This window comes from Saccharibacillus sp. WB 17 (genome assembly GCF_008634075.2).
GTDB lineage: Bacteria > Bacillota > Bacilli > Paenibacillales > Paenibacillaceae > Saccharibacillus > Saccharibacillus brassicae.
The window spans coordinates 175260-201088 of sequence record NZ_VPFK02000024.1 but is presented as its reverse complement, the minus strand read 5'-3'; the positions used below and the strand labels follow the sequence as shown (position 1 = coordinate 201088).

At 56.1% G+C, this 25829-nt stretch carries 25 protein-coding genes and 1 tRNA gene; 16 read left to right on the top strand and 10 right to left on the bottom strand.

All coding sequences use genetic code 11. The features are described from left to right. Positions 1-17: 17 nt before the first annotated feature. From FTE24_RS13580 to FTE24_RS13555, 6 genes are all read left to right on the top strand, one after another. Positions 18-980: an ABC transporter permease gene (locus tag FTE24_RS13580; RefSeq protein WP_150230155.1), complete on the top strand. Its 963-nt coding sequence runs from the start codon at positions 18-20 to the stop codon at positions 978-980. Then, the gene (locus tag FTE24_RS13575) at positions 973-1800 is read left to right on the top strand and encodes an ABC transporter permease (RefSeq protein ID WP_150230153.1); all 828 of its coding nucleotides are present in this window, start codon (positions 973-975) and stop codon (positions 1798-1800) included. The genes FTE24_RS13580 and FTE24_RS13575 overlap by 8 nt, the downstream gene beginning before the upstream one ends. A 45-nt stretch (positions 1801-1845) precedes the next feature. Continuing rightward, on the top strand, positions 1846-3480 hold the full coding sequence (nikE, locus tag FTE24_RS13570) for a nickel ABC transporter ATP-binding protein NikE (protein WP_150230150.1): 1635 nt from the start codon (positions 1846-1848) through the stop codon (positions 3478-3480). A 91-nt stretch (positions 3481-3571) separates the two neighbouring features. Then, positions 3572-4720 carry a PLP-dependent cysteine synthase family protein gene (locus FTE24_RS13565; protein WP_150230147.1) on the top strand — a complete coding sequence of 383 codons (1149 nt, stop codon included), beginning with the start codon at positions 3572-3574 and terminating at the stop codon, positions 4718-4720. Positions 4721-4759: 39 nt separating this feature from the next. Further along, complete coding sequence (gene cntE / locus FTE24_RS13560; RefSeq protein ID WP_150230733.1) at positions 4760-5929, top strand: staphylopine family metallophore export MFS transporter CntE; 1170 nt, start codon at positions 4760-4762, stop codon at positions 5927-5929. 214 nt (positions 5930-6143) lie between these two features. Then, a complete protein-coding gene (locus FTE24_RS13555; RefSeq protein WP_150230144.1) occupies positions 6144-8462 on the top strand; it encodes a putative bifunctional diguanylate cyclase/phosphodiesterase in 2319 nt (772 codons plus the stop codon). 105 nt (positions 8463-8567) lie between these two features. Here the strand turns inward: FTE24_RS13555 and FTE24_RS13550 are convergent, their stop codons facing one another. Next, positions 8568-9674 (bottom strand): glycerol dehydrogenase, encoded by a 1107-nt coding sequence (locus tag FTE24_RS13550; protein WP_150230141.1) that lies wholly within the window; start codon positions 9672-9674, stop codon positions 8568-8570. Positions 9675-9878: 204 nt separating this feature from the next. On the opposite strand from FTE24_RS13550, the gene FTE24_RS13545 reads away from it, so the two are divergent. Further along, entirely contained in the window at positions 9879-11054 is a 1176-nt protein-coding gene (locus FTE24_RS13545; protein WP_150230138.1) for a stalk domain-containing protein, read from the top strand. A gap of 264 nt (positions 11055-11318) precedes the next feature. Here FTE24_RS13545 and FTE24_RS13540 read toward each other — a convergent pair whose 3' ends face one another. Continuing rightward, the gene (locus tag FTE24_RS13540; RefSeq protein ID WP_237401757.1) at positions 11319-12683 is read right to left on the bottom strand and encodes an MFS transporter; all 1365 of its coding nucleotides are present in this window, start codon (positions 12681-12683) and stop codon (positions 11319-11321) included. Between the two features lie 642 nt (positions 12684-13325). Here FTE24_RS13540 and FTE24_RS13535 point away from each other — a divergent pair. Continuing rightward, positions 13326-14357 (top strand): ROK family protein, encoded by a 1032-nt coding sequence (locus tag FTE24_RS13535; RefSeq protein WP_150230135.1) that lies wholly within the window; start codon positions 13326-13328, stop codon positions 14355-14357. A 30-nt stretch (positions 14358-14387) separates the two neighbouring features. Further along, positions 14388-14969: a sugar O-acetyltransferase gene (locus tag FTE24_RS13530; protein WP_150230131.1), complete on the top strand. Its 582-nt coding sequence runs from the start codon at positions 14388-14390 to the stop codon at positions 14967-14969. A gap of 161 nt (positions 14970-15130) precedes the next feature. On the opposite strand, the gene FTE24_RS13525 is transcribed toward FTE24_RS13530, so the two are convergent. Together FTE24_RS13525 and FTE24_RS13520 are read right to left on the bottom strand one after the other, a co-directional pair. Then, positions 15131-16654, bottom strand: coding sequence for a glycoside hydrolase family 32 protein (locus tag FTE24_RS13525; RefSeq protein ID WP_150230129.1), 1524 nt, complete (start codon positions 16652-16654; stop codon positions 15131-15133). Between the two features lie 21 nt (positions 16655-16675). Continuing rightward, positions 16676-16996, bottom strand: coding sequence for a hypothetical protein (locus FTE24_RS13520; RefSeq protein ID WP_141446209.1), 321 nt, complete (start codon positions 16994-16996; stop codon positions 16676-16678). A gap of 200 nt (positions 16997-17196) precedes the next feature. Here FTE24_RS13520 and FTE24_RS13515 point away from each other — a divergent pair, with 200 nt between their 5' ends. The 5 genes from FTE24_RS13515 (at position 17197) to FTE24_RS13495 (ending at position 20466) form a co-directional block, all read left to right on the top strand. Continuing rightward, positions 17197-18465, top strand: coding sequence for an excalibur calcium-binding domain-containing protein (locus FTE24_RS13515; protein WP_150230126.1), 1269 nt, complete (start codon positions 17197-17199; stop codon positions 18463-18465). A gap of 85 nt (positions 18466-18550) precedes the next feature. Then, entirely contained in the window at positions 18551-18763 is a 213-nt protein-coding gene (locus FTE24_RS13510; RefSeq protein ID WP_141446208.1) for a hypothetical protein, read from the top strand. A 72-nt stretch (positions 18764-18835) separates the two neighbouring features. Next, positions 18836-19054: a hypothetical protein gene (locus FTE24_RS13505; RefSeq protein ID WP_150230123.1), complete on the top strand. Its 219-nt coding sequence runs from the start codon at positions 18836-18838 to the stop codon at positions 19052-19054. 392 nt (positions 19055-19446) lie between these two features. Then, positions 19447-19716, top strand: coding sequence for a hypothetical protein (locus tag FTE24_RS13500; RefSeq protein WP_150230120.1), 270 nt, complete (start codon positions 19447-19449; stop codon positions 19714-19716). Between the two features lie 225 nt (positions 19717-19941). Then, on the top strand, positions 19942-20466 hold the full coding sequence (locus FTE24_RS13495) for a hypothetical protein (RefSeq protein ID WP_150230118.1): 525 nt from the start codon (positions 19942-19944) through the stop codon (positions 20464-20466). Between the two features lie 233 nt (positions 20467-20699). Here the strand turns inward: FTE24_RS13495 and FTE24_RS13490 are convergent, their stop codons facing one another. The 4 genes from FTE24_RS13490 to FTE24_RS13475 form a co-directional block, all read right to left on the bottom strand. Then, complete coding sequence (locus FTE24_RS13490) at positions 20700-21071, bottom strand: hypothetical protein (RefSeq protein ID WP_150230115.1); 372 nt, start codon at positions 21069-21071, stop codon at positions 20700-20702. 67 nt (positions 21072-21138) lie between these two features. Then, positions 21139-21792, bottom strand: a complete 654-nt coding sequence (locus FTE24_RS13485; RefSeq protein ID WP_150230112.1) for a hypothetical protein — start codon at positions 21790-21792, stop codon at positions 21139-21141. Positions 21793-21805: 13 nt separating this feature from the next. Continuing rightward, entirely contained in the window at positions 21806-22405 is a 600-nt protein-coding gene (locus FTE24_RS13480; RefSeq protein ID WP_150230110.1) for a matrixin family metalloprotease, read from the bottom strand. Positions 22406-23313: 908 nt separating this feature from the next. Then, positions 23314-24057: a hypothetical protein gene (locus FTE24_RS13475; protein WP_150230107.1), complete on the bottom strand. Its 744-nt coding sequence runs from the start codon at positions 24055-24057 to the stop codon at positions 23314-23316. 163 nt (positions 24058-24220) lie between these two features. On the opposite strand from FTE24_RS13475, the gene FTE24_RS13470 reads away from it, so the two are divergent. Together FTE24_RS13470 and FTE24_RS13465 are read left to right on the top strand one after the other, a co-directional pair. Then, a complete protein-coding gene (locus tag FTE24_RS13470) occupies positions 24221-24370 on the top strand; it encodes a hypothetical protein (protein WP_160441760.1) in 150 nt (49 codons plus the stop codon). Beyond that, positions 24357-24635, top strand: a complete 279-nt coding sequence (locus FTE24_RS13465; RefSeq protein ID WP_150230105.1) for a hypothetical protein — start codon at positions 24357-24359, stop codon at positions 24633-24635. Before FTE24_RS13470 ends, FTE24_RS13465 begins: the two co-directional genes overlap by 14 nt. A gap of 65 nt (positions 24636-24700) precedes the next feature. Here the strand turns inward: FTE24_RS13465 and FTE24_RS13460 are convergent. Further along, positions 24701-24772 (bottom strand) — tRNA-Val (locus FTE24_RS13460). A gap of 92 nt (positions 24773-24864) precedes the next feature. After that, positions 24865-25806 carry a helix-turn-helix domain-containing protein gene (locus FTE24_RS13455; RefSeq protein ID WP_150230102.1) on the bottom strand — a complete coding sequence of 314 codons (942 nt, stop codon included), beginning with the start codon at positions 25804-25806 and terminating at the stop codon, positions 24865-24867. Positions 25807-25829: the final 23 nt, after the last annotated feature.

Genomic DNA, 25829 nt, shown 5'->3' with positions numbered 1-25829 from the left:
AAAGGAGGCGGACGCTGATGAGACGGCGATTGCTGCTTACGCTGCTGCAGACGTGTATCACCGTTTTTGCCGCTTCGATCTTGTTGTTCGCGCTGATCCGCCTCGCGCCGGGCGATCCGGCCAAGCTGTTGATCGGCCGAACGCTGGATATCGCGGTGGACGCCGATACGTACGCCAAGATGGTGGGCGACCTGCGCGGCGAGCTGGGCTTGAACGGAAGTCTGTTCAGTCAATACGTATCGTGGGCGGGCAGCCTGCTGCGCATGGATCTGGGCACTTCGTTCTATACGCAGCGGCCGGTGTCTGTCGAGATCGGCGAACGCTGGCCGGCGACGCTGCTGCTGGCGTGCACGGCGCTTGCGATCCAGGTCGGGATCGGGCTGCTGGTCGGCATGCTGTCGGCGCTGCGCGCCGGGACGCTGACCGATACGGTGGTCCGGCTGCTGTGCGTGCTGCTGGCTTCCGTGCCGGGATTCGTGATCGCCCTGCTGCTGCTCCTGCTGCTGTCCGTCAAGCTTGAGCTGTACGAAATCGGCAGCGGGGCCGGATGGTCGCGGCTGTGGCTGCCCGCGCTGACGATGGGGCTGCTCGGAGCGCCGCAGATGATCCGCGTCGTGCGCGCCAACCTGCTCAGCGAGCTGGGGCAGGTCTATGTGCAGTCCGCGCTGTCGCGGGGACTCGGCACGCGCCGCGTCGTCGGTCACGCGATGCGCAACGTGCTGCTCTCGACGATTACGCTGATCGGTCTGTCGCTCACCACTTACGTCAGCGGGGCCGTCGTGATCGAGAGCCTGTTCGCGTGGCCGGGACTTGGCGAATACGCCTTGAACGGCATTCTGAACAAAGACTACCCGGCTCTGCAAGGCTACGCGCTGGTCACGGTGTTGTCGGTCGTCGGGATTCACCTGATCGTGGAAGGGCTGTACGCCTGGCTCGATCCGCGCGTCGCACGTCCGCACAAGGAGGGAGCGCATGAATAGCCGGCGAGCGTCTTATACGCTGATCTTCGGCCTGCTTCTATTGGCTCTGCTGATTGTCCCGATCTTCGCCGCTTCGTGGCTGCCGCTGGGCGATCCGCTGGCGATGAACGCGGGGGCGCGCCTGGAGCAGCCGAGTCCGGAACATCCGCTCGGGACCGACCGGTTCGGGCGCGACCTGCTGGCCCGTACGCTGCACGGCGGTCAGACGACGTTGGTCTCGTGCGGGCTTGCGCTCGGTTCGGCGCTGCTGATCGGCCTGGTGCTCGGCGCCGTGGCCGGCCTGCTTCACGGTTCGCTGCTGGATATTATATTGATGCGGATCATCGACGTGCTGCTCGCTTTTCCGTTCATGGTGTTCGCGATGGTAATCGCGGCTTTGTTCGGCACGGGCCTTGCGCATCTGCTGCTGGCCGTCGTGATCCTGTGGTGGGTCGGCTTTGCGCGCCTGACGCGCAGCATCGTGATCCAAGCGAAGAAAAGCACGGCTGTCGAAGCCGCCCGGGTGTTGGGCGCTTCGCCTGTTCGTATCCTGCGTACGGAGCTGCTGCCGCAGGCGCTCGGTCCGGTGCTCGTGCTGGCCACGTTCGAACTGGGCAGCCTGATTTTGGGCATTGCGGCGCTGTCTTTTCTCGGACTGGGCTCGCAGCCGCCTTCGCCGGAATGGGGCAGCATGCTGGCCGACGGGCGCGCGCATTTTATGACGACTCCGCATGTGCTGCTCGGCCCGGCGTTGTTCATCGTACTGACGGTGCTGGCGTTCAACTGTATCGGCGAAGGACTGCGGGACGTGATCGATCCTTACGAGAAACACCGGATATGAGCGAAAAAGAAAACGGGCATATGAACAGGAGAAGCCGGAGGAGGCATGGAGATCGCGGACAAGCAGGAGAAGCTTCGAATCGACAATCTGGAAATTTCGTACCGGTCTGAGAAAAGCGTGCAGACGGTACTGCAAGCGATTTCGTTCACGCTGTACGAAGGCGAAATCGTGTCCCTGCTCGGCGAGAGCGGATCGGGCAAATCGACGATCGCCAAAACGCTGCTCGGCCTGCTTCCGCCTTCCGCGTCCGTCGCGTCCGGCACGCTGGTTCTGGAAGGGCATGCGGCGGTCTGCCTCGCGCGGCCGGAACGGGCCTGGGCCAAGCTTCGCGGGCGCGGCATCGCCATGCTGTTTCAGGATGCGCGATTGGCGCTGAATCCGATGATGGCGATCGGCGAACATTTTCGCGAGACGCTGCGGGCGCACCGGCTCGCCGAAAAAGAAGAGATCTCGGCGATCGGCGCGGATTGGTTGTCGCGTCTCGGCTTCGCGGACCCGGCCAAAGTGCTGCGGTCGTATCCGCACGAGCTGAGCGGAGGCATGTGCCAGCGCGTCTGTCTGGCGCTTGCGCTCTGCCTGCGTCCGCAGGTGCTGATCGCGGACGAGCCGACTTCGGCGCTGGATACGGTGAACCAGCGGGAAGTGCTGGACCTGCTGCACAGCCTGCAGCGGGAACTGGATCTGACGGTGCTGCTGATCACGCATGACCTTGCGCTTGCGCAGGCGCTGAGCCATCGCGTCCTCGTCCTGCACGAAGGCCGCATCGTGGAACGGGGCGAGACGGCCGAAGTGCTGGCGCGGCCGCAGCATGCATACACGCGGCAGCTGCTGGATGCCCGTACACCGACCGCGCAGCCGGAAGCGGACGGTTCTGGTGCTCCCGCATACGGAGAGACCCCGCTGCTGGACGTGCACGATTTGGCCAAATCGTACGGATCGGGGCAGCGGGTGTTGAGCGGGGTGCGCCTGCGGCTGCACGAGCGGGAAATTGTCGGCATCCTCGGCCAAAGCGGCTGCGGCAAGTCGACGCTCGTCCGCTGCATCGTCGGACTGGATTCGGCGGATGCCGGCACCGTCCGGCTGCGCGGCGAAGACATTACCCACGCGACAGGGCAGGCCAGGCGCCGTCTGGCCCGGCATGTCCAGCTCGTGTTCCAGGATGCGCGGGCGAGCCTGAATCCGCGCGTCAGCGCGCTGGAACTTGTGCAGACCTCGCTGCACGTCTTCCGCGTCGGCAGCCGCGCGGAGCGGCTTGAGCGGGCCCGCTTTCTGCTGGACGCAGTCGGCATTCCGGAGTCCGCCCAGCGGCGCAGGCCGCCGCAGCTCAGCACGGGGCAGTGCCAGCGTATCGCGATTGCGCGCGCTTTGGCGCTGCAGCCGGAGATTCTGATCTGCGACGAAGCCGTCTCGGCGCTAGACATGAGCGTGCAGGCGCAAATTTTGGAACTGCTGCAGCGCCTGCATCGCCAGTTCGGGTTTTCGATCCTGATGATTTCCCACGACGTTAAGGTACTGCGAGCGTTTTGTCATCAGATTGCCGTTATGCACGAAGGACGTTTTATCGAGCAGCTGCCGGGCCGCCGCTTGCTGCCCGGCGAGCATGAACATACGCGCCTGCTGCTGCGCGGCGCCGATTTCCCGGCAGAAGAAGAGCGGCCGATTTCGGCCGACGGGAAGTAGAGCTTTGACGTACCGTTCCGTTCGCGCCGGATTTTGCATCAAGGCTGCACCGGTTTTTGCTTCAGAGTTCGCACCCGAGGAGGATACGCCCATGAGCTCCACGATTTTGGGAACGATCGGACAGACCCCGCTGATTTCGCTTGCCCGCCTGAACCGTCCCGAAGAAGCGCAGGTTCTGTTCAAGTACGAACGCTACAATCCCGGAGGCAGCATCAAGGACCGCGCGGCGCTCTATCTGGTCGAGACAGCCGAGCAAAGAGGCTGGCTCAAGCCGGGCGGCACGTTGATCGAATCGTCCAGCGGCAATTTCGGCATTTCGCTGGCCATGATCGGAGCCGCCAAAGGGTACCGTGTGCTCATCTTGGTAGACCCCAAAACGACCGAAGCCAATCTCGCCCTGATCAAGGGGTTCGGCGCGGAAGTGATCGTCGTCACGGAGCAGGACGACAGCGGCAGCTACCACAAAACGCGGATCGCGCTGGCGAACAAGCTGGCCCGCGAGATCGAAGGCGCTTACCGGCCGGATCAATGCTTCAACCGGCTGAATCAGGAAGCGCATTACCGCAGCACGGCCCGGGAGATTCTGGAACAGTGTCCGGGAGAGCTGAGCGCGTTCGTCGCGGCGGTCAGCACGGGCGGCCAGCTCGGCGGTATCTCGCGTTTTCTCAAAACGTACGCGCCGCAGGCGCAAATCTGCGGCGTGGACGCGGTCGGTTCGACGATCTTCGGCGGGCAGGCCAACGCGTATCGCACGCCCGGCGTCGGGCTTAGCTGGACGCCGCTCAACCTGACCTTGTCGAACCTCGATTATGCCTATAAAATTTCGGACGAGCACGCTTTCGTCGCCGCCCGGGCGTTCGCCCGCCATGAAGGCATCCTGATGGGGCCGTCCAGCGGAGCCTGCGCGCTGGTCGCGCTCAAGCTGGCCCAGCAGTGGGGGCCGGAACGCCGGATCGTCAGCATGGTATCCGACGGAGGGGACCGGTACATCGGGACGCTGTTTAATGACGAGTGGATGCGAAGCCAGGGATTTTCGACGACGGCGAGCCTTGAAGACGTGCGCGAGATCGCCCGGCAGCTGAAGCCGTGGAGCGAATCGCCGGGCGAATGCGCCAACGAGCAGATGGGGTTGATCGAGACGCTGGACGTTCCGCAGGCGACTTTGCTTGCGAACGCCGAACTGCATGTGCACGACATGATCCGGGCCAGACGCTCGCCCGCGGCCGCTTTTCTGGATTGACGAAATGGAGGGTGTGACCTTTTGAAGTCTTCGCGCGCGATGTCCTGGACGTTTATCCGTCTGTACGGCCTGGCGTTTTTGTTTTTCAGCGCCAATTCGATTCTGGCCGTTATCGTGCCGCTGCGAAGCGAGGCGATCGGAGCCAGCAACGCGGCGATCGGTTGGATCATGGGCGCTTACATGCTGACCTGCATGTTTTTTCGCCCGCTGGCGGGAAAAATCATTCAGCGCCACGGAGCGTCCCGGGTGCTGCGCGTGCTGCTGCTGGTCAACGGCTTCGCGCTGCTGCTCTATCCGCTGACGGGCCTTTTGGGATTTCTCGCGGCGCGTCTGCTGCAAGGAATCGCCACAGCGTTTTTTTCGATGGCGCTGCAAATCGCGATCATCGATTCGCTGTCCGACGAAGAGCGGTCGCAGGGCATCTCGCTCTACTCGCTGTTCACGTACATGCCGGGCATTATCGGACCGGTACTGGCGCTTGCCTTGTGGAACGGGGGAGACACGAACGCCTTTTTCGCGGTGATGGTCTTGATCGCGGTCGGGACGGGAATCTTCGGCTTCACGACGCCGATCCGCTCGCACGTCCATCCCGCCGACGGAGAAGCCACGCAAGCGGAACCCGGCGGCTTCTGGCACTCTTTTGGCCAAGTGTTCACGATCCCGCCGCTTGCGCTCTGCACCCTGCTGATGCTCGGCACTTCCGTCGTGTTCGGAGCCGTGACGGTATTCGTTCCGCTGTATGCGGCAGAGATCGCCTACGGCAATGCGGGCCTCTACATGATGATCCAGGCCGCGGTCATCGTCGCCGCCCGGTTTGCGCTGCGCAAACGGATTCCTTCGGACGGCATCTGGCGGCCCCGGTTCATTCAGGGCGTCGTAGGTCTTGCGGGGATTGCCGTTCTGCTGCTGGCCGCCGCCGAATCGGCCGGCCCGGCCGCGTTCTACGCCGCCGCAGTCTTGATGGGGGCCGCCCAGGCGCTGCTGTATCCTTCGCTGACGACGTACCTCACTTTTGCGCTTCCGCAAGCTTCGCGCAATATGCTGCTCGGGTTGTTTATCGCTTCGGCGGATCTGGGCATTTCGCTGGGGGGACTGGCGATGGGGCCGGTCGCGGACCGGCTGTCGTACTCCGGCATGTACGGCGCGTGCGCCGTACTGCTGCTTGTTCTGCTCGGCGCCGAAAAAGGATACCGGAGCCGCGTGCGGTAACGAACGTCTTTTCCAGGCAAAGTGAGTTCAGGTCGGCAGACCGTTCGGCTTGCATTGGACACAGAAAGGCCCGGCAGCGCTGCCGGGCCTTTTTGGGCGCGAAGAAATGGATACAGAAAATAATTTATTACATAAAAAGTAAAAATGACTAAGCGACTGTTAGCTGGCTACCGATATAAAGGATATCTTTATTATCGCCTCGGAGGCCGCAGACATGAAATTCAAACGAATCTTTTATGCAATAGCTGCGGGATACCTCGTTCTGCACTTTCTCTTGTCGAGCTTCTACGGAGAGAACGAGACCGCGCTAACGTGGATCGGACATTTAAATATTTTACCTATCTTGGCCTGCATGCTGCTGCTGCTGCGGGTCACGCGTCATCCGCAGGCCAAAAACCGGTTGTTTTGGGGTTTCGTCCTGTGCAGCGGGTTGTGTTACCTGATCTCGCTTCTGCTGCTGCTCGCCGATACGCTGCTCGACCGGATGACGCTGCCTTCGCCGGGGATCACCGATTTGTTCTGGGCGGCCCAGGGCGTTCTGCTGTTCGCCGGCCTGCTCGTTCTCGTCCATCAGCGGCTCAAAAGCCTGCGCCTGATGCAGTATTTCCTGGACGCGTCGATCTTTATGTCGACGACGGCCGTATTCAGCTGGAGCCTCATTATCACGCCGCTGTTTCATACGTCGATGCGACAGGAGCATTGGCTTCCGGCCTTTTTGAACCTGTGCTATCCGATTATGGATCTCGGCATTTTGTTCCTGCTCAGTCTGCTGCTGTTCGCCAACCAGTCGATGGGCAGCAGCCGCACGGATACGACTTTTCTGGCCGGCGTGCTGCTGCTTGCGCTCGGCGATTCGACGTATCTGTACATGCAGCTGAACGGGAACTATTGGCTCGGCAGCCCGGTCGACGCGACGTGGACCGCTTCGATCCTGCTGCTGACGGCGGCAGGGCTCGAATCGCTCACCGGACGGCAGACGAGAAGACCGCGCCGGATGTCGGCGCGGCTCGCAAGCCGCCTGGGCTGGATGCGCCGGCTGCTGCCTTACGTCAGCCTCGTGGCGCTGTTTGCGATCATTCTCGACGAGCTGTCCGAATTCAACGTCATGGTCATGGGCAGCGCGTTTGCGGTGCTGCTCATTATCGCCCGGCTGATCCTGACGTTTGTCGAGAACGATTATTTGCTTAACCGCCTGACCCACACCGTGGAGATCAAAGAGCACGAAGCGAGCCACGACCCGCTGACCGGACTGCCCAACCGCCGCAAATTCGATGCCGAACTGAACGAAGCGGTAGAGCGGGCCGAACGGGAAGGCGGCCAGTTGGCGCTGCTGTTCTTCGATCTGGACCGCTTCAAGCACGTCAATGACAGTATGGGCCATACGGTCGGCGACCTGCTGCTGCAGATCGTGGCGGATCGGCTGCGCGAATACATTCCGTCTTCCCGCCTGCTGGCCCGCCAGGGCGGCGACGAATTCACCGTACTGGTCGATCCGCTGGAAGGCGAAGTGGAAGCGTACCGGACGATCGCCGCGATCGAGGAAGTGTTCAAGAAGCCGCTCGCGCTGAACGGCACGATGCTCTACGTGTCGGCCAGCATCGGCGCGGCACTGTATCCCCGCGACGGATCGACGGCCGACGAGCTGATGCGCAGCGCGGATATGGCCATGCACGAAGCGAAGAAAAACCGGCATCAGAAAAGTCTGTTCTTCGAACCGTGCTTCGGCGAACGGCTGGCGTACAAAGTCGAGCTGGAACACGAACTGCGCGGCGCGATCGAACGCGGCGAGATCTCGCTGCATTACCAGCTTCAGCAAAATATTCAGACCTACGGCATCGTGGGCGTCGAAGCGCTGATCCGCTGGAACCATCCGGTGCTGGGCAGCGTGTCCCCGGTCGAGTTTATTCCGGTGGCGGAAGAGACGGGCATGATCATCGCGATCGGCGAATGGGTGATGAAGACGGCGTGCCGGCAGCAGGTGTCCTGGGTCGAAGCGGGCTTCGGTTCGCTGCGCATGAGCATCAACGTCTCGCCGTATCAGTTCCAGGACGAATTGTTTGTGGAGAAAATACTGCACACGCTGCGCGAGACAGGCGTCGACGCCCGGCAGATCACGCTTGAAGTGACCGAGTCGCTTGCGATCCGGGACGTGGAGAAAGTGTCTTCCCAGCTGCGGCTGCTGCGTCAATGGGGCATCAAGCTCGCGATCGACGACTTCGGCACGGGCTACGCTTCGCTGAAATATCTGCGCACGTTCGAACCGCATCTGCTCAAGATCGACCGCTTTTTCGTCGACGGCATCGACGTCGAAGCCGAGCGCGGAGACATGGTGCGGGCGATCATCGCGATCGGCCGCAGCTTGAACATGGAAGTGCTGGCCGAAGGCGTGGAGACGGAGAACCAGCTCCAATTCCTGCGCGCGGCAGGCTGCGACGAAGTGCAGGGTTACTACCTCAGCCGTCCGCTGCCCGCGGAAGCACTGGAGCAGCGGCTGAGGCTCAAAGGCTATCCGCTGACGACAGGGGCGGACTGAGGCTTGGCCTGCTGCCGCGCAATTCCGGCTCTGTCCGGCCCAAAAAGACCGCTCCCCCCGGGGAGCGGTCTTTGGCGTTGGCGCGAATACAGAGCGTGCGGTGCGTCAGCGTCCGATCTTCGCTTTGTAGGCGAGCGAATATTGATCGGCCGCGAGGATGGCGTCGAGCACGTCGCCCGCGGTGACCGGGAACGGCAGATTGTGCGCCGTCTCGCCTTCCTTCGTGGCGGCTTCGGCAACGCGGTACAGATCTTCGTTCGACACGTCTTTGAGGTGCAGATCTTCGAGCGTGACCGGCAGATCGAGCTTGAGATAGAAATCGATGTAGCGCTCGATTTCCTGCAGCGACCGGCGTTCGAGCGCGAGCTGCACGAGCGTGCCGAACGTCACTTTCTGGCCGTGCGTCATATGGTGGATATCGCCTTCCAGCACGGTGAAGCCGTTGTGGATCGCGTGCGCGCCGGCGAGTCCGCCGCTTTCGAAGCCGAGTCCGCTGAGAAGCGTGTTCGCTTCGATGACCGCGTCCAGCGCCGGCGTCACGACTTTGCGTTTGACCGACTCGTAGGCGAGCAGCCCGTAGTCGAACAGCGTCTCTTCGCATTTGCGCGCGATCGCTTCCGCCGCGAGCGTCGTCAGGCCGCCGGCCATCGTGGTCGCTCTCGCTTCGATAACGGCGCGGCATTCCACCCACGTGGCGAGCGCGTCGGCGATGCCCGAAGTGAGGAACAGCGGCGGAGCGCCGGCGATGACCCGCGTATCGACGAGGATCAGGTCGGGGTTTTTCTTATAGAACGAATACGCGTCAAAAGCGCCTTCGTCGGTATACAGCACGGACAGAGCGCTGGTCGGCGCGTCGGTGGAAGCGGTCGTCGGCACGATCACGCAGGCGGCGCCGAGCACGTCGTTGACCGCTTTGGCCGTATCGAGCGTTTTGCCGCCGCCTACGCCGACGACGAGATCGACGCCTTCGCCGAGCTCGGCGATCCGCTTGATCTCGCCGCGCGAAGCTTCGCCCTGGAATTCGGCCCGCTTGGTCGAAATGCCGGCTGCTTCAAGACTGTTCACGACGCGGTCGCCGGCGATCGGCCAGACGATTTGGTCCGCGATGACGAGCGCCGATTGGCCCAGCGCTTTGGCATATTCGCCCGCTTTGTCTACGACGTCTTTGCCCTGTACGTATTTGCCGGGGCTAATAAATACTTTTTCGCTCATTGATGTCCAGCTCCTTTCGAATAGCGGCTGCCTCGGATGGACAACCTTACCCGACACCATTACCCGAAAAAACCCCCTCGCGACTCGACAAACCTTTTCCAAAAAAAGGTGCGCCCATTGCAAACTTTTGCGCTTCTTCGTGCGTCTTAGGGAGGTGTGCAAGAGAGACAAACGAGCGAACAGCCAAATCGGAGGGATTTTGGAATGAAAAACAAAGCGTATAAATGGATTGTGGGACTGCTGGCAGGCAGCCTGCTGATCTCGCCGCTGCTGCCGGTCGAAGTCGAAGCGGCGTCGCAGACGGCACCTTCGCTGTCGATCAACGGAGGAACGGCGCAGGGCGGAGAAGTGGAGATCCGCGGCGGACGGACTTATATAGCGGCCCAGGCGGCGTCGGAGCGGCTCGGCTTCCGGGTCGATTACAACCGCGGTTCGAAACTCGTCACGCTGCTGCGCCCGGATACGACGCTAAAGATGACGCTGGGCCGGGCGGAAGCGGACATCGACGGAAAACGCGTCAAAATCGGAGCCGCGGCGTTTGTCGAGAACGGACAGGTATACGTGCCGGTTCAGGCGCTTGCGTCGGCTCTCAAAAGCAAAAGCGGCTGGAAAGCCGAAGCCAAAACGGTGACGCTGAGCGACCCCGGCCGGTACACGATCCACTCGGAAGGCGGACAGACGGTCTGGGTGTCTTTTGCCAAGGGAGAGGTCTATTCGCTGGAAGCCGGCGCTCCGAAAAAGCTCGCGGGCGCCAACGTCCCGGGGCTCGACTGGGGAACGGTCGACGTGCGGGCGCTGGGCAGCGGTTCCTACCTGCTCTCGGTCGGACGCGAATACGTCGCTTCGTCGCAGACGGTGCATAACCGGTTCCAGTTCGTCGTGCAAAAAGGGAAAGTGACGAAGCAGGCGCATTATCGGTATTCCGGCATGTACAACACCGACGTCTTCGGACCGAAAACGCTCCCGGCACAGCGCGCCTACGTAAGCGACGGCCGGACGGTGCAGGTCGTGGGCGCCGGCGGCCGGGCCGCGGCGGATTACGATCTGGCGAAGCTGACGAAGCAGACCGGACCTTTTATCGTCGAATCGGTCACGGCCGATTATTTGCTCGTGCGAGCGTTCGACACGCTTCAGCCGACCGTAATCGACCTGAACACGGGCCGCTCGTCGCTACTGTACAAAACGCTGCTCGGACAAGGTGAGCGGGCGGAATGGGACGAAGTGACGACAGACGTCGGCGAGCGGGTGCTGCTGCAAGCCAGACTCCGCTTCGTGAAGCAGGAAGGCAATCGACTGGATTTCACGTATAAAAAGATCTCTTCCGGACCGGACCAGTTCGGCCGCGAATTCAAAGTCAGTTATACGTTGAAGCCGTCGTAAGCGAAATGGAAAACGGGGGGCGGTATAGGGACGCATACGGACGCCTAGCCTCCATGCCGTATGCGCGGCAGGCAGAAGTGCCGAAGCCTCCCGCTCGCTTGAGCACTTGAATACAAGCCCGGATAGGCCGGTATTCGTTCCGAAAAGGGACGGTTACCGGCTTTTTGATCTGTCCAAAACGGAAGCGGGCCGCGGCCACGACGAAAAAGCCTCCCCGCAAGGAGGAGGCCGATTGTAATTCGGATGCAGGAAAAGAAGGCCGGATCAATCGCCGTCCGGATCGGAGACCCGGGAGTCCGCAGCCGGCTTCCGATCCGCACAGGACAGCTGCCCGGAAAGATCTGCGGGGGCTTCTTCCGGGACGGTTCCATCCCGAGGTTGGGCGCTTCGCATCCGGGCAAACAGCCCGAGTACCGGCAGCAGCAGAACGCCGGAAGCCAGCAGGGCGGCCCGGATCGAGAAGCGGCTGCCGATCCAGCCGACGAACGGCCCGCCGGCCGTCTGGCCGAGCGCGTCGGCCTGGCTGACCATCGACAATACGGTGGCCCGGGTCCGGCTCTCCAACTGGCTGTTCAGCCAGGCCGCATAAAGCGGCGAGAATACGGCCGATGCCGTTCCGGCCAGCAGAAGCGCCGCGAAAGCCCAGCCGAAGCTTGACGCAAGCGCCAAAGCGATTACGGCCGCGACGCGCAGCGCCATGGTCAACAGCAGCGCGGCCGAGACCGCACGCCGGCTGCGCATGTCTACCCGGCGCTCCGCCAGCCGTACGCCGGCCAGACTCAGCAGCGTGATCGAGGCTGCGATCGCGCCAAACCAGACGGCCGGCGGCCAACCGACGTCCGGCAGGCCGGTCCCGCCGCCGCTCAGCAGCAGCGTCGGCCAGAGACGGTCGTAGCCTTCGGATGCCGCGCCCGACAGCAGCGTGACGGCGACCAGACCGAGCAGCAGCGGGCTGCGGCGTACGACCTTGGCGCCCGCTGTCCAGGTGCCGGCCATGTCACGCAGCGGATTGGAGCGTGCCGCGGCTGCGCGCTGCGGACGGACGAATCCGGTCTCGCGCATCAGGCGAGACAGCAGCAGGCCAAGCAGCAGATAGAGGACGCCGCCGACCAGAAACGGCAGGTTGGGCGAGAGCTGCGACAGCAGGACACTGCAGAGGATGCCGATCAGGGAGGCGGCCAGCGCGAACCGCTGGCCGCGCAGCATGACGGCGCCTGCGGCCGCTTCGCCGGTCTCGTCGACGAGCCAGGCCGTATTGGCGCCGCTGACAAACGTCCAGCCGAAGCCGTACAGCATTTGGGACATCAGCAGCCAGCCGAAAGCGGGGAGAATCGAGCTCCAATCGAGAATCCAGACAATGCTGCCTTCGAACAGAAAAGCCGCCCCGAGAATGAACATCCCGATCACGATCGAACGTTTGCGGCTGTAAGTGTCGGCGACAACACCGGTGATCCCTTCGAACAGCAGGACAGTCAATTCCAAAGCCGTGCCGATCAGCACGAGCTGCAGCGGAGTCAGTCCAAGCTGCGTGATGTAATAAATGCTGTACGTGGTGAAGATGAGGCTTGAAGCCAAGGAAGTTACGGTGTTCATCAATAAATAAACGGTAGATGCCCGGTTGTTCGACAATTCGTTGTCCGCCTTTCGGGCGGCGGACGCGCATGTCCGGCACCGGACGAGGAGCCTGTGCACGACCTGACGGCGGATTTCCCGGATTGTTCACCGAAATTCTTGGCAAACTGCAGAAAAATTGCCGAAGCCGCTGTCAGGATTCAAGGCGGTGCAAGATGAAGGAAAACCTGTAAGGGTTACCGTACCGTCGTCCCTGCCGGAACCGGCGCGCCTGAGCCGCCGATCATGAATGATTGGGAGTGGAATAGCGACTGGGTTTTCGGTTGAAACATTAACACGTGCAGCACCTCCGTGAGATAAGCCGGTTCCGGAAGCGGAGTCCGCCGCTCTGCGGCGGCCGTCCTCCGGATACGGCCGATTCGCCCTTGGCGAATCAAAGATGGGAACATCATACGAAGATTACAGGTAGATGTCCAGCACGAATGCCGGATATCGTCGGTCTGCCGCATCCGTACTCTCAGTACAGGGTTCATTCTTTTTCAAAATTCTGCAGAAGCAAGCGAAAAGGTATCGAATGCCCGCCCTAAAAGAACTTTCTCTAATAATAGACGCCGCAACCTAGAACGCGTATACTGATATTTATGATTCTACTTTCGACAAGTATTATCAAAAGTTGCATTCAGCAAAGGAGGACTCTTCATGCAGCCTGCTGCGCACAGTTCGATCAAGGTCAAGAAAATGAACGAAGAAGCTGTTCGTCAGGCGCTGCGGAATGCGGGGTCCGGCACCAAGACGCAGATCGCGCAGATAACCGGGCTGAGCATAGCTACCTGCGGCACGCTGCTGGGCGAGATGCTGGAGAGCGGGGAAGCGCTGGAAGACGAACCGGAACAGTCAAGCGGAGGACGCCGGGCGCGCCGCTACGTTTATAACGCGGATCATACGCATGCGGCCTGTATCTGTGCGGTGTATGAAAAAGAAAAACCGACGCTTCTCTACGCGGTCGCCGATTCGTTCGGCCGCATTCTGGAACGCCGCGCCGAAGAAGTGGACGCGCTCGACGAAGCGGCTATCGATACGCTCATCGGCGCGCTGCTATCGAGGTACGCCCAGATCAAAGCGGTAGGCATCGGTATCCCGGGGTTGGTGCACGAAGGCGTGATCAATATTTGCGACGCGGCCGAACTGATCGGCGTTCCGTTGGGGCAGCGCATCGAACAGAAATACGGCGTCAAAGTCACGGTGGAAAACGATATGAATTTGACCGTGTACGGTCTGTACGGACAGCAGCCGTGGGCAGAACCGGAAACGGCTGCGGCGATGATCTTCGTACCGGGTTGTTTTCCCGGCGCGGGCTTGATGATCGACGGACGGATTCACCGCGGCGCGAGTCGTTTCGCGGGGGAAATCTCTTTTCTGCCGTTCGGCATGTCGCGCGACGAACAGTTTGAACGCTTGAACGTCAAAGAAACGTTCGTGCCGCTTGCCGCGCATGCCGTAGCGAGTCTAGCGGCGATCGTGAATCCGCGGCTGATTGCCTTGATGGGCGATCAGGTCGACGCGGCGGATATGCCGGCGATCCGGGAACGCTGCCTGACCGTCATTCCGGCCGAACATATGCCGGAGCTGACGTTTGTGAAAACGCCGGAAGATCCGTATATGCAGGGACTGATCGCGATGACGCTGGAGAGTCTGTCGTATTCGTTCAAGCTGGTAGAAAACAAACATTAAGATCACGGAAAGCGGAAAGGAAGTATGAAGATGACGCAGCGTACGGAAAAACAAAAAATGCTGGCGGGAGAACTGTACAAAGCCTGGGACGAGGAACTGACGAACGAACGCAATCGCGCCCGCCGGCTCGTGCGGCAGTATAACGCGACAACCGAGGAAGAAGAAGCGCTTCGAGCCGAAATCATCCGTGAACTATTCGGTTCGACAGGCGCCAATTTCGGCATCGAGCCCAATCTGCGCGTCGATTACGGGTCCAACATTCACGTCGGCGAAAATTTCTACGCCAACTTCGACTGCACCATTCTCGACGTGTGCGAAGTCCGTATCGGAGACAACTGCATGCTCGCGCCGGGGGTCAGCCTGTACACGGCGACCCATCCGATCGATCCGTACGAGCGGATCGCGGGACCGGAGCTGGGCAAGCCGATCACGATCGGGCATAACGTCTGGATCGGAGGCCGCGCGGTGATCAATCCCGGCGTTACGATCGGGGATAACGCGGTCATTGCGTCGGGAGCCGTCGTAACGAAGGACGTGCCGGCGAACGTGATCGTCGGCGGCAATCCGGCGCGGGTTATCCGCGAGATTCCAGTCGGCGAGCGCCCGGCTTAAAGCATCCGTAGGCAGAATCGGGCAGAGGGGACCAGGCGAACCGTTAAAAAGAATAAACGAAACAGGCACGCGGGATTTCCGCGCGCCTGTTTCGTCTGCGACAAGTCCGGGAGAGCCGTCTCTCCCGCGCCGCCAAGCGGGACCGGCGCTTTGGCATTCCCTTAGCGGTCCAGCGGCCAGCACCGCAGCGACAAGAGCTTCGCCTCGCCGCCCTCGGCGAAAAACGCGATGCCGGTCGAAGCGGCATCGGGATAGATCCGGGCCGTCATCGTCAGCTCGCCGTCCCCGGCAAACACCTCGACCGAAGACCGGTCGACGAAGATCCTCAGCCGCAGGCGTTCCTCCCGCAGCGCAAGCGGCGCCCGGCGTACCCCGCCGGGCCCGGCGCCGGAGCGCTCCCGATCGAGGATCAACCGCTCCTCGTCCCGGGCGTACGCCAGCACCGTGTGCTCGCCGCGGTCTTCGCCGGTCCGCAGCGCAATGCCGAACACAGACGCCGTGCCCGCCTCGAATTCGACTTCCAGTTCGACGCATTCGCCGGAGACGCCGGGGAATTCGCGGCCGCGCAGCAGGCCGTCCGCGGCCACGGACGCGATCGTCTCTTCCGCGTACCGCGTTTCTGCGCCGCGCAGCGACTCACGTTCCGGCGCCGGCGTGACCGCAATCCGCCCGTGTTCGAGCGTCAGCACGCGCGGCAGCGTCATTGCGCCCGCCCAGCCGCGCGCCTGCTCCGGCATGCCGCTTTCCCACATCGCCATCCAGGCGATCAGAATGCGGCGGCCGCGATCGTCGAGCGTCGTCTGCGGCGCGTAGAAGTCGAAGCCGTAATCGAGCGTTCGGAATTCGCCGTGTTCCAGCGTGCCGGTCCCGTAATCCAGCTTGCCCAGCACGTAACCGGCCTGATGCAGATTAAGGTACGATTCCCCGTCCGGGGCGACGCCCTGCGGCGAGAACGCCAGCACGTGGACGCCGCCAAGCTCGAACAGATCCGGGCATTCCCACATATAGCCCAGTTTGTCTGCCGGTTCCCGGCCGCCTGCCATGATTCCGACGAACGACCAGTCTGTCAGAGTGTCCGAACGGTAGAGCAGCACCTGTCCGAGATGGTCCTGCGTCCGCGAACCGAGCACGCAGTAGTAAGCGTCTTCATGTTCCCATACTTTCGGATCGCGGAAATGGAAAGGGTGAATATTCCCGGCCGGCGCTTCCGCGATGACGGGATTGCCCGCGTATTTTTCAAAAGTCGTTCCGTCGTCGCTGACCGCCAACGCCTGTACCTGAAGCAGGTCCGCTTCCCGATCCGGGCCGGTCCAGCGGTTGCCCGTATACATCAGCCACAGCCGGCCGTCTTTTTCGATCGCGCTGCCCGAGAAGCAGCCGTCGGCATCGTAGTCTTCGGAAGGCGCGAGCGCGATCGGCAGATGTTCCCAATGCGCCAGGTCGGCGCTTTTGGCGTGACCCCAATACATCGGACCCCACTGCGGCGAAAACGGATGATGCTGGTAGAACAGATGGTACTCGCCCCGGAAAAAGCAAAAGCCGTTCGGATCGTTGATCCAGTAAGCGGGCGCCGCGATATGGTAGCGCAATCTCCACGGATCTGCGGCGGCTGCCGCCTGCTGCTCCGCGATTGAAAGTTCCGCGCGCTCAAGCGCCCGGCGATGCGACTGCTGCGACTCGGTCATCGGGATGTCCTCCTTTTTCGCTTAAAAGTCGTTCCAGTTCCGCGCGCCCTGGCTCGATTGGCTGCGTTCGCTCGACTGCATGTCTTCCAGCATCTCGATCGCTTTGAGCGTGCCGTACAGCGAATCGAACAGATGCAGCGAATATTCGTTTTTTTCGATAACGAGATGTTTGAATTTGTCTTTTTCCGCAATAAACGAAGCCGTTTCTTTCAAGCCTTTGTGCCGGGCTTCCAAATAGACGGCGGCGCTCGACAGCCACAGCGTGATGCTCCGGAAGTCTTCGGCGGCGGCTACCTTTTCGCGAATGTCTTCGCCCTGACGCGTCAGTTGATTCAGTTTCATGGGAATCCTCCTTAAGAATCGAAGCTGATACCAGTCTAACAGAAGCGTTCGGCATTCCCCAAATCGATTCCCTTTTCCGGGGAAGCTGCGCTATAATAAAAGATAGTTTTTCCGATAAAAAGAAAAAAAGGGAAAAGGAGCGGAATCTTATCACACGCACACCTCGAACACGCGCCCCGCAAGACATAACGCCCGGATTCATGTCCGGACTCAGACTTCAATTCCGACCAAAGCTCAGGCTTCGACGCACGGCGGTCTACGCAGGAGCACTGCTTCTGCTGCTTCTGCTCGGCGGCTGCGGAGCAGGCGGGCAAGCCGAGGACGTCTACGTTACGCCGCCGGCGGAATCCGAAGCGGCCGTGCAGCTGCCGGCGGAGCAGGCCGGCGCGGACACGGGAGGAGGCTTGCCGGATGCCGATCTCTCCGACGAAGGCTCCAAACCGTCCGCAGACGCCGAAGTTTCCGCAGACGTTCCGGTTTCCGGACAGGCGCAGCCGAGTGCCGACATGCCGGAGCAGCTGTCCGAACCGGACGATCCGGACGAGCCGGACGCTCAGGCTGCCCGCCCGGTCGAAGAGACGGCGGCCGAAAGCGCCGCCGCGTACTGGAGAATCGACGGCGGCGACGCGAATATCCGCACCGCGCCCGATTACGGGTCCAAGTCGATCCGGATCGGCCGGGAAGGGCGGGACCTTGAATATTTGCACCGCAAAATGTTCGATCCCCGCGACTCCCGAATCTGGTACAACGTCCAGACGAATAACGGCGACATCGGCTGGATCAGCCGCGCCGTCGTCATCCAGTCGGACGGCCGTTACTTCGCGGAAGGACCGGAAGCGCCGGAAGATTTCTCCGGGGACAGTTCGACGACGGCGGCGGCCGATTCGGGTTCCGGCTCGGCGGTCCGCTATTACGCGATCCGCGAAGCGAATATCCGGCAGTCGCCTTCGATCAACGCCGCCACGGTCGGCCAGACGGCCGGCGGCTCGGCGCTCGACAGCCTGAACGACCAATGGTACGACCCGTCGGACGGCCGCACATGGTATTACGTGCGGACACCGTCCGGTCTGGACGGCTGGATCAGCAGCAAAATGGTGAGCGGATACGCGCCGTCCGCCGATCCGGCAGACGCGGAAGACGCCGCGCAAGTCGAGACCGGCGGCGTGTATTACGAGAACTGCGACGCCGCGGAAGCGGCGGGAGCCGCACCTGTCTACGCAGGCGAGGCGGGTTACGCCGGTCATCTGGACCGCGACAGCGACGGGATCGGCTGCGAGATCAGCGATTGGGACGGCTACGACGGCGGTTCGTCGGATTACGCCGACGTACCGGTCTCGTCCGCAGGCAGCGTCGTGTACTTCCGCAACTGCAGCGTCGCCCGGGCGGCCGGAGCGGCGCCCGTCTACGCGGGCGACCCCGGCTATTCGCGCAAACTGGATCGCGACGGCGACGGCGTCGGCTGCGAATGACGGGCCCCGTGCAAAAGTTGCCGAGCGGGGGCCGGACAGGTTAAGGTGTAGAAGTACGTAATCGAACGAACAGGAGGCGTGTGCGATGGAAGAAACGACTGTGATCGCGATTCATTTTACCGACGGAGAAGTGCTGGAACTGGGGATTACCGAAGAAGAGTTCGAACGTCTGGACGGCGAGATCACCTCGAATCCGTGGGTCGAGATCGACGGCAACACCATCAACACGGCGACGATCAAGTATTTCTGGTTCTACGAAATTCCGGCGGACGAAGAAGCAGGGGAAGAAGCGCTCTAACCTGAGCTTCGGGTTCCCGTTCCCGGAATCGACAGCAGCAGGAAGGAGGCGGACACCATCGCGAACGTTTTTGTGCACTCGCGCGCAGCGTCATGGGATCAATGGAAAAGAGAGACCCTGACCTTCGACCGTGTTCCGAACGAAGACGACTTCGTCACGCTGAACGTGGCGGAAGAATGGTACCAGGTCGGCATCGTGCTGCACACCCCGCTCGACCCCGAAGTCGACGCGGAGATCTATATCCAAAAAGTCGACCGCAGCGCCGTGTATGCAAACATATTCAAGTTTTGAGGAACGAGCATCAAGCATTGAGCAGCCTTCGGGCTGCTTTTTGTTTTGCATCGGTTTGTTTTATTTTTTTGATATTCATTAATATATAAGCATAACCGTTGAAAAAGCGCAAAGCTATAGCTGTATCCTTCTTCTGAAATGCTCTCTTGTTTGAGATCTCTTATTTCATCATTCACATCTCTACTTGAAACTTCCAATACTCTAATCTACAAAGATCAGATTTGATTGTTAGGAAGTACTATATTTCTATTGATCCAGAGACCGGGGACGGCAAAGAAGAGTATCAGAAACAGTATGAACCCAAACACATCAATGAGCTGCTTGCAGATAGGCAGAATATCCTTTTCAACGAGACCGAGATCTTCGGCAATTTTGACTCGGAGACGTTGAGATTGATTGAGGAAGGTAACTATATGCTATTCATGGATGATATCTACACAATGGGACCATACTTGCCCGTTAGTGAATGTAATCGTGAGATGCTCTTAGAGACAGCTAGAGTAAGCGTACATCAACGTAGAAAGCTAGTTCCGGGCAAAGGATTGGATTCTTTAGATGTCTTCCAGGATGTGGTGAACGGAATTAAGGACTCGCTGCTCTATCAGGCTAAGGATGGAGAATGGCTATGGTCGATGCCGAAAGAAGTGTTGGAGAAGTTTTAAATGGTCGTTTTGTTATACTCTAGTGATTTTAGAGCCAGTGCAGCGCAGGAATTCTATGAAAGGAATGGTATAGCGTACGAGTTGAGATAAGCAAAAGTTTGGCCGTTTGGTTTCCGTATAGTAGAGACTGAACTTTTATGGCTGAATACAAATGTGAGAAATTGAGAATTTGAAGGGGGTACGCAAACCGTAAACTCCTTCATCAGCGCAAAAGATGTAGCTACGGTGTTGGAGTATAAGGGGACTTCAGCAACTGCGCAAGTTTTGAAGTTCTGCAAAGAGAAACATGTGTACCTAGTAAAAAATTTGAACACTTCGATTCAAAGTGTTCGAAAACTCCATAATATAGGCGAAAAATTCATCTCTTTAGACGGGTTTATACAAGTAGTTGCTTCATCAAAGCTTCCAATAGCCTGTGGCATCTCAGAAAAATTAGGACTCGTCATGCATAGAAGTCGTTTAGAAATTGAGTTTATTAAAATGATTGAAAAAATACTTAAAGGTATATGCGATTTTGTTCCACAGTATCAGTGTTGCAACGGTAAATACAAAATCGATATATTTGAATACAAATATGGAATTGCTATTGAATATGATGAAAAGCACCATATATCAAAAAAGTTAGAAGATGAAAACAGACAAAGAGAAATTGAAAGCGAGCTTGGCTGTGTATTTATTAGAGTTAAAGAGGGAAGAGAGGTAGAGGGAATCAATGAAATTCTTCAGTTGATACATAAGAAAGGAGCTTAGTTAAAGCAACAAAAGAGACCACTGAAAAGGTCTCTTTTATTTGTGCGACGGGATTCGAATGCAAATTTCTGTTTAGGATCGTTTATTTGAGAGCCACGTGGAGCTTTTGCTAAGTAGTATTTTAAGCTCGGATTTCCTTATGTACTGTGTAGAATCAGAAGGTTTTTGATTAAATTAAAATAGCGACTCGCTTTCACTGATGTAGATCATGAAGGGCGGGTCGCTATTTTAATTTAATTAAATAAAACTTGCTCTAACTCGGCAATTGACTTTTTAGAAAGATCAAATGCATTATCCTTTCCTTCTTTTAAAATGAATCCAGTGTCTGTTTCAAAATCCAAGTATAAATCTACTTTTTCTGAAGAAGAGTTCTTAGAAGAGAAGATTAATTGATAATCTGCTTTATTTGCATCTACAATTTTGTTTGTTGATTTTGCAGAATCAATGGTTTTTTCAATTTTATTAATTTTAGATAATTCTGTAAATACAGTCTTCTCCTTTAAATGTATCAATGTTACGCTCTCTGTATCACTGGTCGATTTAGAGCAGCCACTGGCAATCAATGTGCATGCAATAATAAGCATGAAAATATTTCTTTTTTGCAAAGCTCTTCCCCCTTTTTAAGTAGTTGAGAAGCCCAATTGAGAAGAAAAAATTGGGCGAGACCATTAATTAGTCAAAAAACTTCTGGCGAATTTCAAGCTCTAACTTTTCTTTAAGAAGTGGGTTGTCTTCTTCGGTAGAATGAATATTCTCTTCCGTTGAGAAGCTATTTACTGAGAAAGGTTGTGAATAAACATTGTCAGTAACTGTTGGTTGAGCATTAGTGATTTCTTCAACAGCGAACTTTCCATTGTCCATATTTATTATACTATATTGGCCAGCATCGTTTTTTCCTAAAAACACAATGTATTCTTTGCCTTGCTCTAGCTCCTGATAACCTTCTATATTAATCTTATATTTTCCTTTTAGCGTTTGAATCATGCTAATTGGCTCAATAAATTTTAAGTTACTGAGTTGTTCAATATCTCCTTTGAAAACTTCGTTAACTTTTGTCTCAGTTAAAGTATAAAAATCTTGAACTGCACCATCGTCATAATTTGTGATAACATGCTCTCTATCCCAAAAGTTAGAGGTAGGAGTGACCTTTAACACTAGATCTGCTGACTCCGTTAGGTCTTCTACGTTACTATATCCCATAAAAGAAGCACTGGCGCTAACGTATTTAACACTATTATAAACAGCAAAATAATAGTAAGTCGACAAAGAGATAAGTCCAATTAAAAAGAAAACAGTAAGTTTTTTCATCCATCGTTTTTGCTTCAAAGTAAAAGCCTCCTCAATATTTAGTTCTAAGCTGGTTTTTATCATAAGCAGAAGGTGTATTTATATCACGATTTAATTTTGGATCGTCTCCTTTTGTCATTACAGAAGTTGATTTTTTTGCCTCATCTTCAGTATGTGCTAAACCTAAACTATGTCCCAATTCATGGGTAGTAGTGTGTCTAATATTTGTAGGATTTTTTAAGCCATCATCTTTCAGATTGTTATCGTATATGGAAATTGTAGAAAACTTCCATGGAGCAGCATTCGGTACTGCTGGTATTCCTACACCAAATACATCGTTATAAAGTAATGTCATTCCGTAAAGACCTTTAGTTGAAGAGTTACCAACATAGTATTTATCCATGTACCCTGATGCTACGGTCGGAGACTTATAAGTCGTGCTTTTTGCAATTGATACGTTGGGACTGATGCCAGCCCAGGCATTTCTTGCGAAATCAAGATGATCAGTATAACCATATGAAGCAACTGAGCTATCATAAAAAGCTGTAAATTTTGCACCAGTGCTACGAGCATATTTAAATACTGTGGCATCCGCAGAAGAAGACAAAACGATAAAGGAAACAAGAGCTAATAAAACAACAAATTTTTTCATAGTATGAACCCCTTTAAAATAATTTTTTTCTGCTATCCTCCTCTATTAGTATTAGCTAGTTCTTCAATGCAAAATGTTTAATTCAAATTAAGCTTTGCATACGGTGAAGACTTTAAACTAGTACCATGACCGATAATGATGTTGGGTTACGCGCCTCGAAAACCCGCTTGAACCATGCGTGTTTCCGATGAACGCAAACCTCAGATTTGATTCGGTCAAGCTACTAGTTAATAAATCAAAAACATCCTTTTACTAAGTTGCTTTTTCTTAATGAGCTTAACTTGTCAAAACAAATTATATGAAGAACCTGTTAATATTTTATTTGGTATTAATATTTATAAACAGAGGATAACATCTTAGTTTCCTAAGTCGAAAGTTGATTCTAATCTCTCTATCTATATAATAATTTGAATATAAATACCTAATTAGTATGATTAAATTTAAATATTCGACATTATATCTCTTATTTCGCATATATCAACTTTAAAAATATTTAGTTAAGTAGTATGCTTTTTATACACTGCTTAGAATATAAGGCTAACTATCAGACAAAAGGTACAGAATGTCCTCCAGAGCTTATAAATGAGTTTGCTGAGGCTTTGCAAGTTGCAGCTAGACAAGCTATATACTGGTTTGCACAGCAACATGAGAATAGCCGGATCTTCAAATAGAGAGATATGGTTTTTATGGCATGCTAAATCAGGATATAGATATAAAGCAGAAAGAGCCTTGTTTAGGATGCAAGGCTCTTTGATGTGGATGTTGTTGGGTAGGGGATTGATTCTAAAGTGAAAATCTATTCATTGCTGTGTGATTTCCATAGCCTTGGATTATACCGAGTATGTCGATAAGGACAAGAAGAGTGATTTTGTTGTTAATAAGCCGGAATCCAGAGGGGGATGCACCCGTTACATAGACTGCTTGATCCCGTTCTTTTCCATTATCGCGTCCATCAAAAGCTTCAAAATAGAGGAACATCTCTCTTTTATACGCTCAGAGATGGTCCGATCAAGCTGGATATCATGATATGTGCCTAAGAACACACCATGACTTTCTCTTTTTAATTCATGTCCTTCTTCGGTTTTAAGCGAATCATATAAAGATTTATGTTGTTTTGAAATTACAGAGTGAACATATCCGGCACTGTGTGCAATACGATTTCTAATTTTGATATAGAAGAGAATATCGCTCCAAACATCTGATTTAGTTAGGTTTGAGAGATCTAATACTTTAGAAAAGCTATTAATAAGTCGAGCGATTCCCAAGTCCTCGGAAGATACTTGTCTTTTCTTGTTATTTGGATTGTTTTCTTCAGAATTTAAATCAATAATTCCTTGCTTCTCAAACTGGATGTGAATACCTCTTAATGTGTGTTCCAGTTGAGCGATGTACATTGATAAGAGTGAGTGACGTAACATAGTTGGAGAGTCATTTAAAAGTTGTCGTGTTCTTAGGCTCGATTCATCATAGTAAGAAGGAACAGGAGTTTCTCCATATTGAGATTGAACTTCTAAGTCCATGGCCGATATTCCTTTTATATGTTCGTAAAGATAGTTATCTATAGAACGTTCCATGTCCTTTGAGTAATTATTAAGAAACGCTAATCTGTTTTGCGCAGCTGAATAGAAAGATTGAATAGTCAACAAATCCATGATGTACCGCTCCTTTTATGAAGATGTTGTTAGTTATAGTCTAGCAAATCAAGAAGGACGAAAGTATGGCAGCTTATAAAAGAATAAACACCGAGTAAGCATTGAATATGTCTTACTTCTAATGACAAGATAAAATTACAGTAATCATAAGTAGTGGAGATAGATGGATAATGAAAGGGTACTTTTTGATATGGTTGCTTGGGATGGGCATGAAGCCATAACAAGAATAAGAGGGTCTAAGGACGAAGGCTTGTGTATAGATTTTAAAGACAAGGCTGATAAGAATAAAGAAGAATTAGATGAGTCTGAATAAACAAAATTATGCGAAGGCGTTATCAGCATTTTCAAACTCGTCAGGTGGTGTGATCATATGGGAAGTCAAGGCAAAAAAAGATAAGAAGTATGATGATACAGATTTAGCAGGAGAAGGGCTTCCCATTAAGCCACTTCGAACATGTCTAACGAATTTAAATTCCTTTATAGGAAAAGGTTTATCTCCAGCAAATTTTAAAAGCATAAAAAATAACCACCATCCTATAGTTTTTTTCAAACTACAAGATAATGGTTATCATTTTTGAAACCGTGTCTGAGGTTGACCACTAATCAAGTGATGACCTCTAAACCCTTACCGTTATTGAAAGTATAGGACGGATGGGGATCGAACCCATGACCCCTACCCTGTCAAGATAGTGCTCTCCCGCTGAGCTACCGTCCTTCATGTGGGTCGTTCAAGTTATTTTCTCTTGCCGACAAGAAAGATCATATCATGAAACCTAGAAGTATAGCAAGCGATTTTACGAAAAAACTTTAATTTTTTTTCGGAACGCGTTTGCGGTACGTGCCGGGGGTGACGCCGACCCACGTTTTGAACACCTGCGTGAAGTGGCTTTGATCGCTCCAGCGCAGCAGCGCGCAGATCTCGGACAGCGTGTGTTCGCCGATTTCCAGCAGCCGTTTGGCTTCTTCGACTTTTTCGCGGCGGACGTAGGCGGAGAGGGAGAGTCCGGTTTCTTTTTTGCACAGCCGCGACAGATAAGCCGGGTTCAGCCGCATGGCCTGTCCGAGCCGATCCAGCGACAATTCTTCGTACAGGTGATTGAACACGTACAGCCGGCACGCTTCGAACGTGCCGCTGCCGGTGTGCTCGCGCGCCTGCCGCACGCGGTCCGTGAATTCGCGGATCGCGGACGTCGACAGGAGATCGACTTCTTCGGGCGTGTGGGCTTCTTCGACGCGCTGGATCAGCAGGTCGCTCAGCGTAAACGCGACTTCCGCGTACAGCCCGCCTTCGATCGCGGCCCGCGTGTACAGCGTGATGCCGCAGATCGTCAGGTTTTTGCGGTGGCGCAGCAGGCTGCTGCGGGACAGAATGCCGAAGTCCTGCCTGAGGTTCCAGTCGACGAGCAGACGCTCCAGTTCCTCGCGGCGGCCTTCCCGCACGAGCTGGAGCAGCTTGCGCTCGGTCGCCAGATCGTGGTGCAGCCGCTCGTTCTGCCGGCTCAGCGCCAGGCTGCGCAGCAGTTCGCGGTCGTCCGCGTAATCCGGCACGTACGCCGCTTGTTCGCCCGGCTGCTCCGCTGCGCCCGCGGCTTGTTCGCCCGACCGCCCCGCTGCGCCTGCCACTCTCACGCCCGACCGCTCCGCTTCGTCCGCCGCTCCTTCGCGCAGCCGTCCCGCTGCGCCTTCCGCTTCCCCTGCGCCCGCCGCCTTCGCCGTCATGCCTTTACGTTCCCGTGCCGTCTTTTCCATCCGCCGCGCTCCTGTCCGTGTTC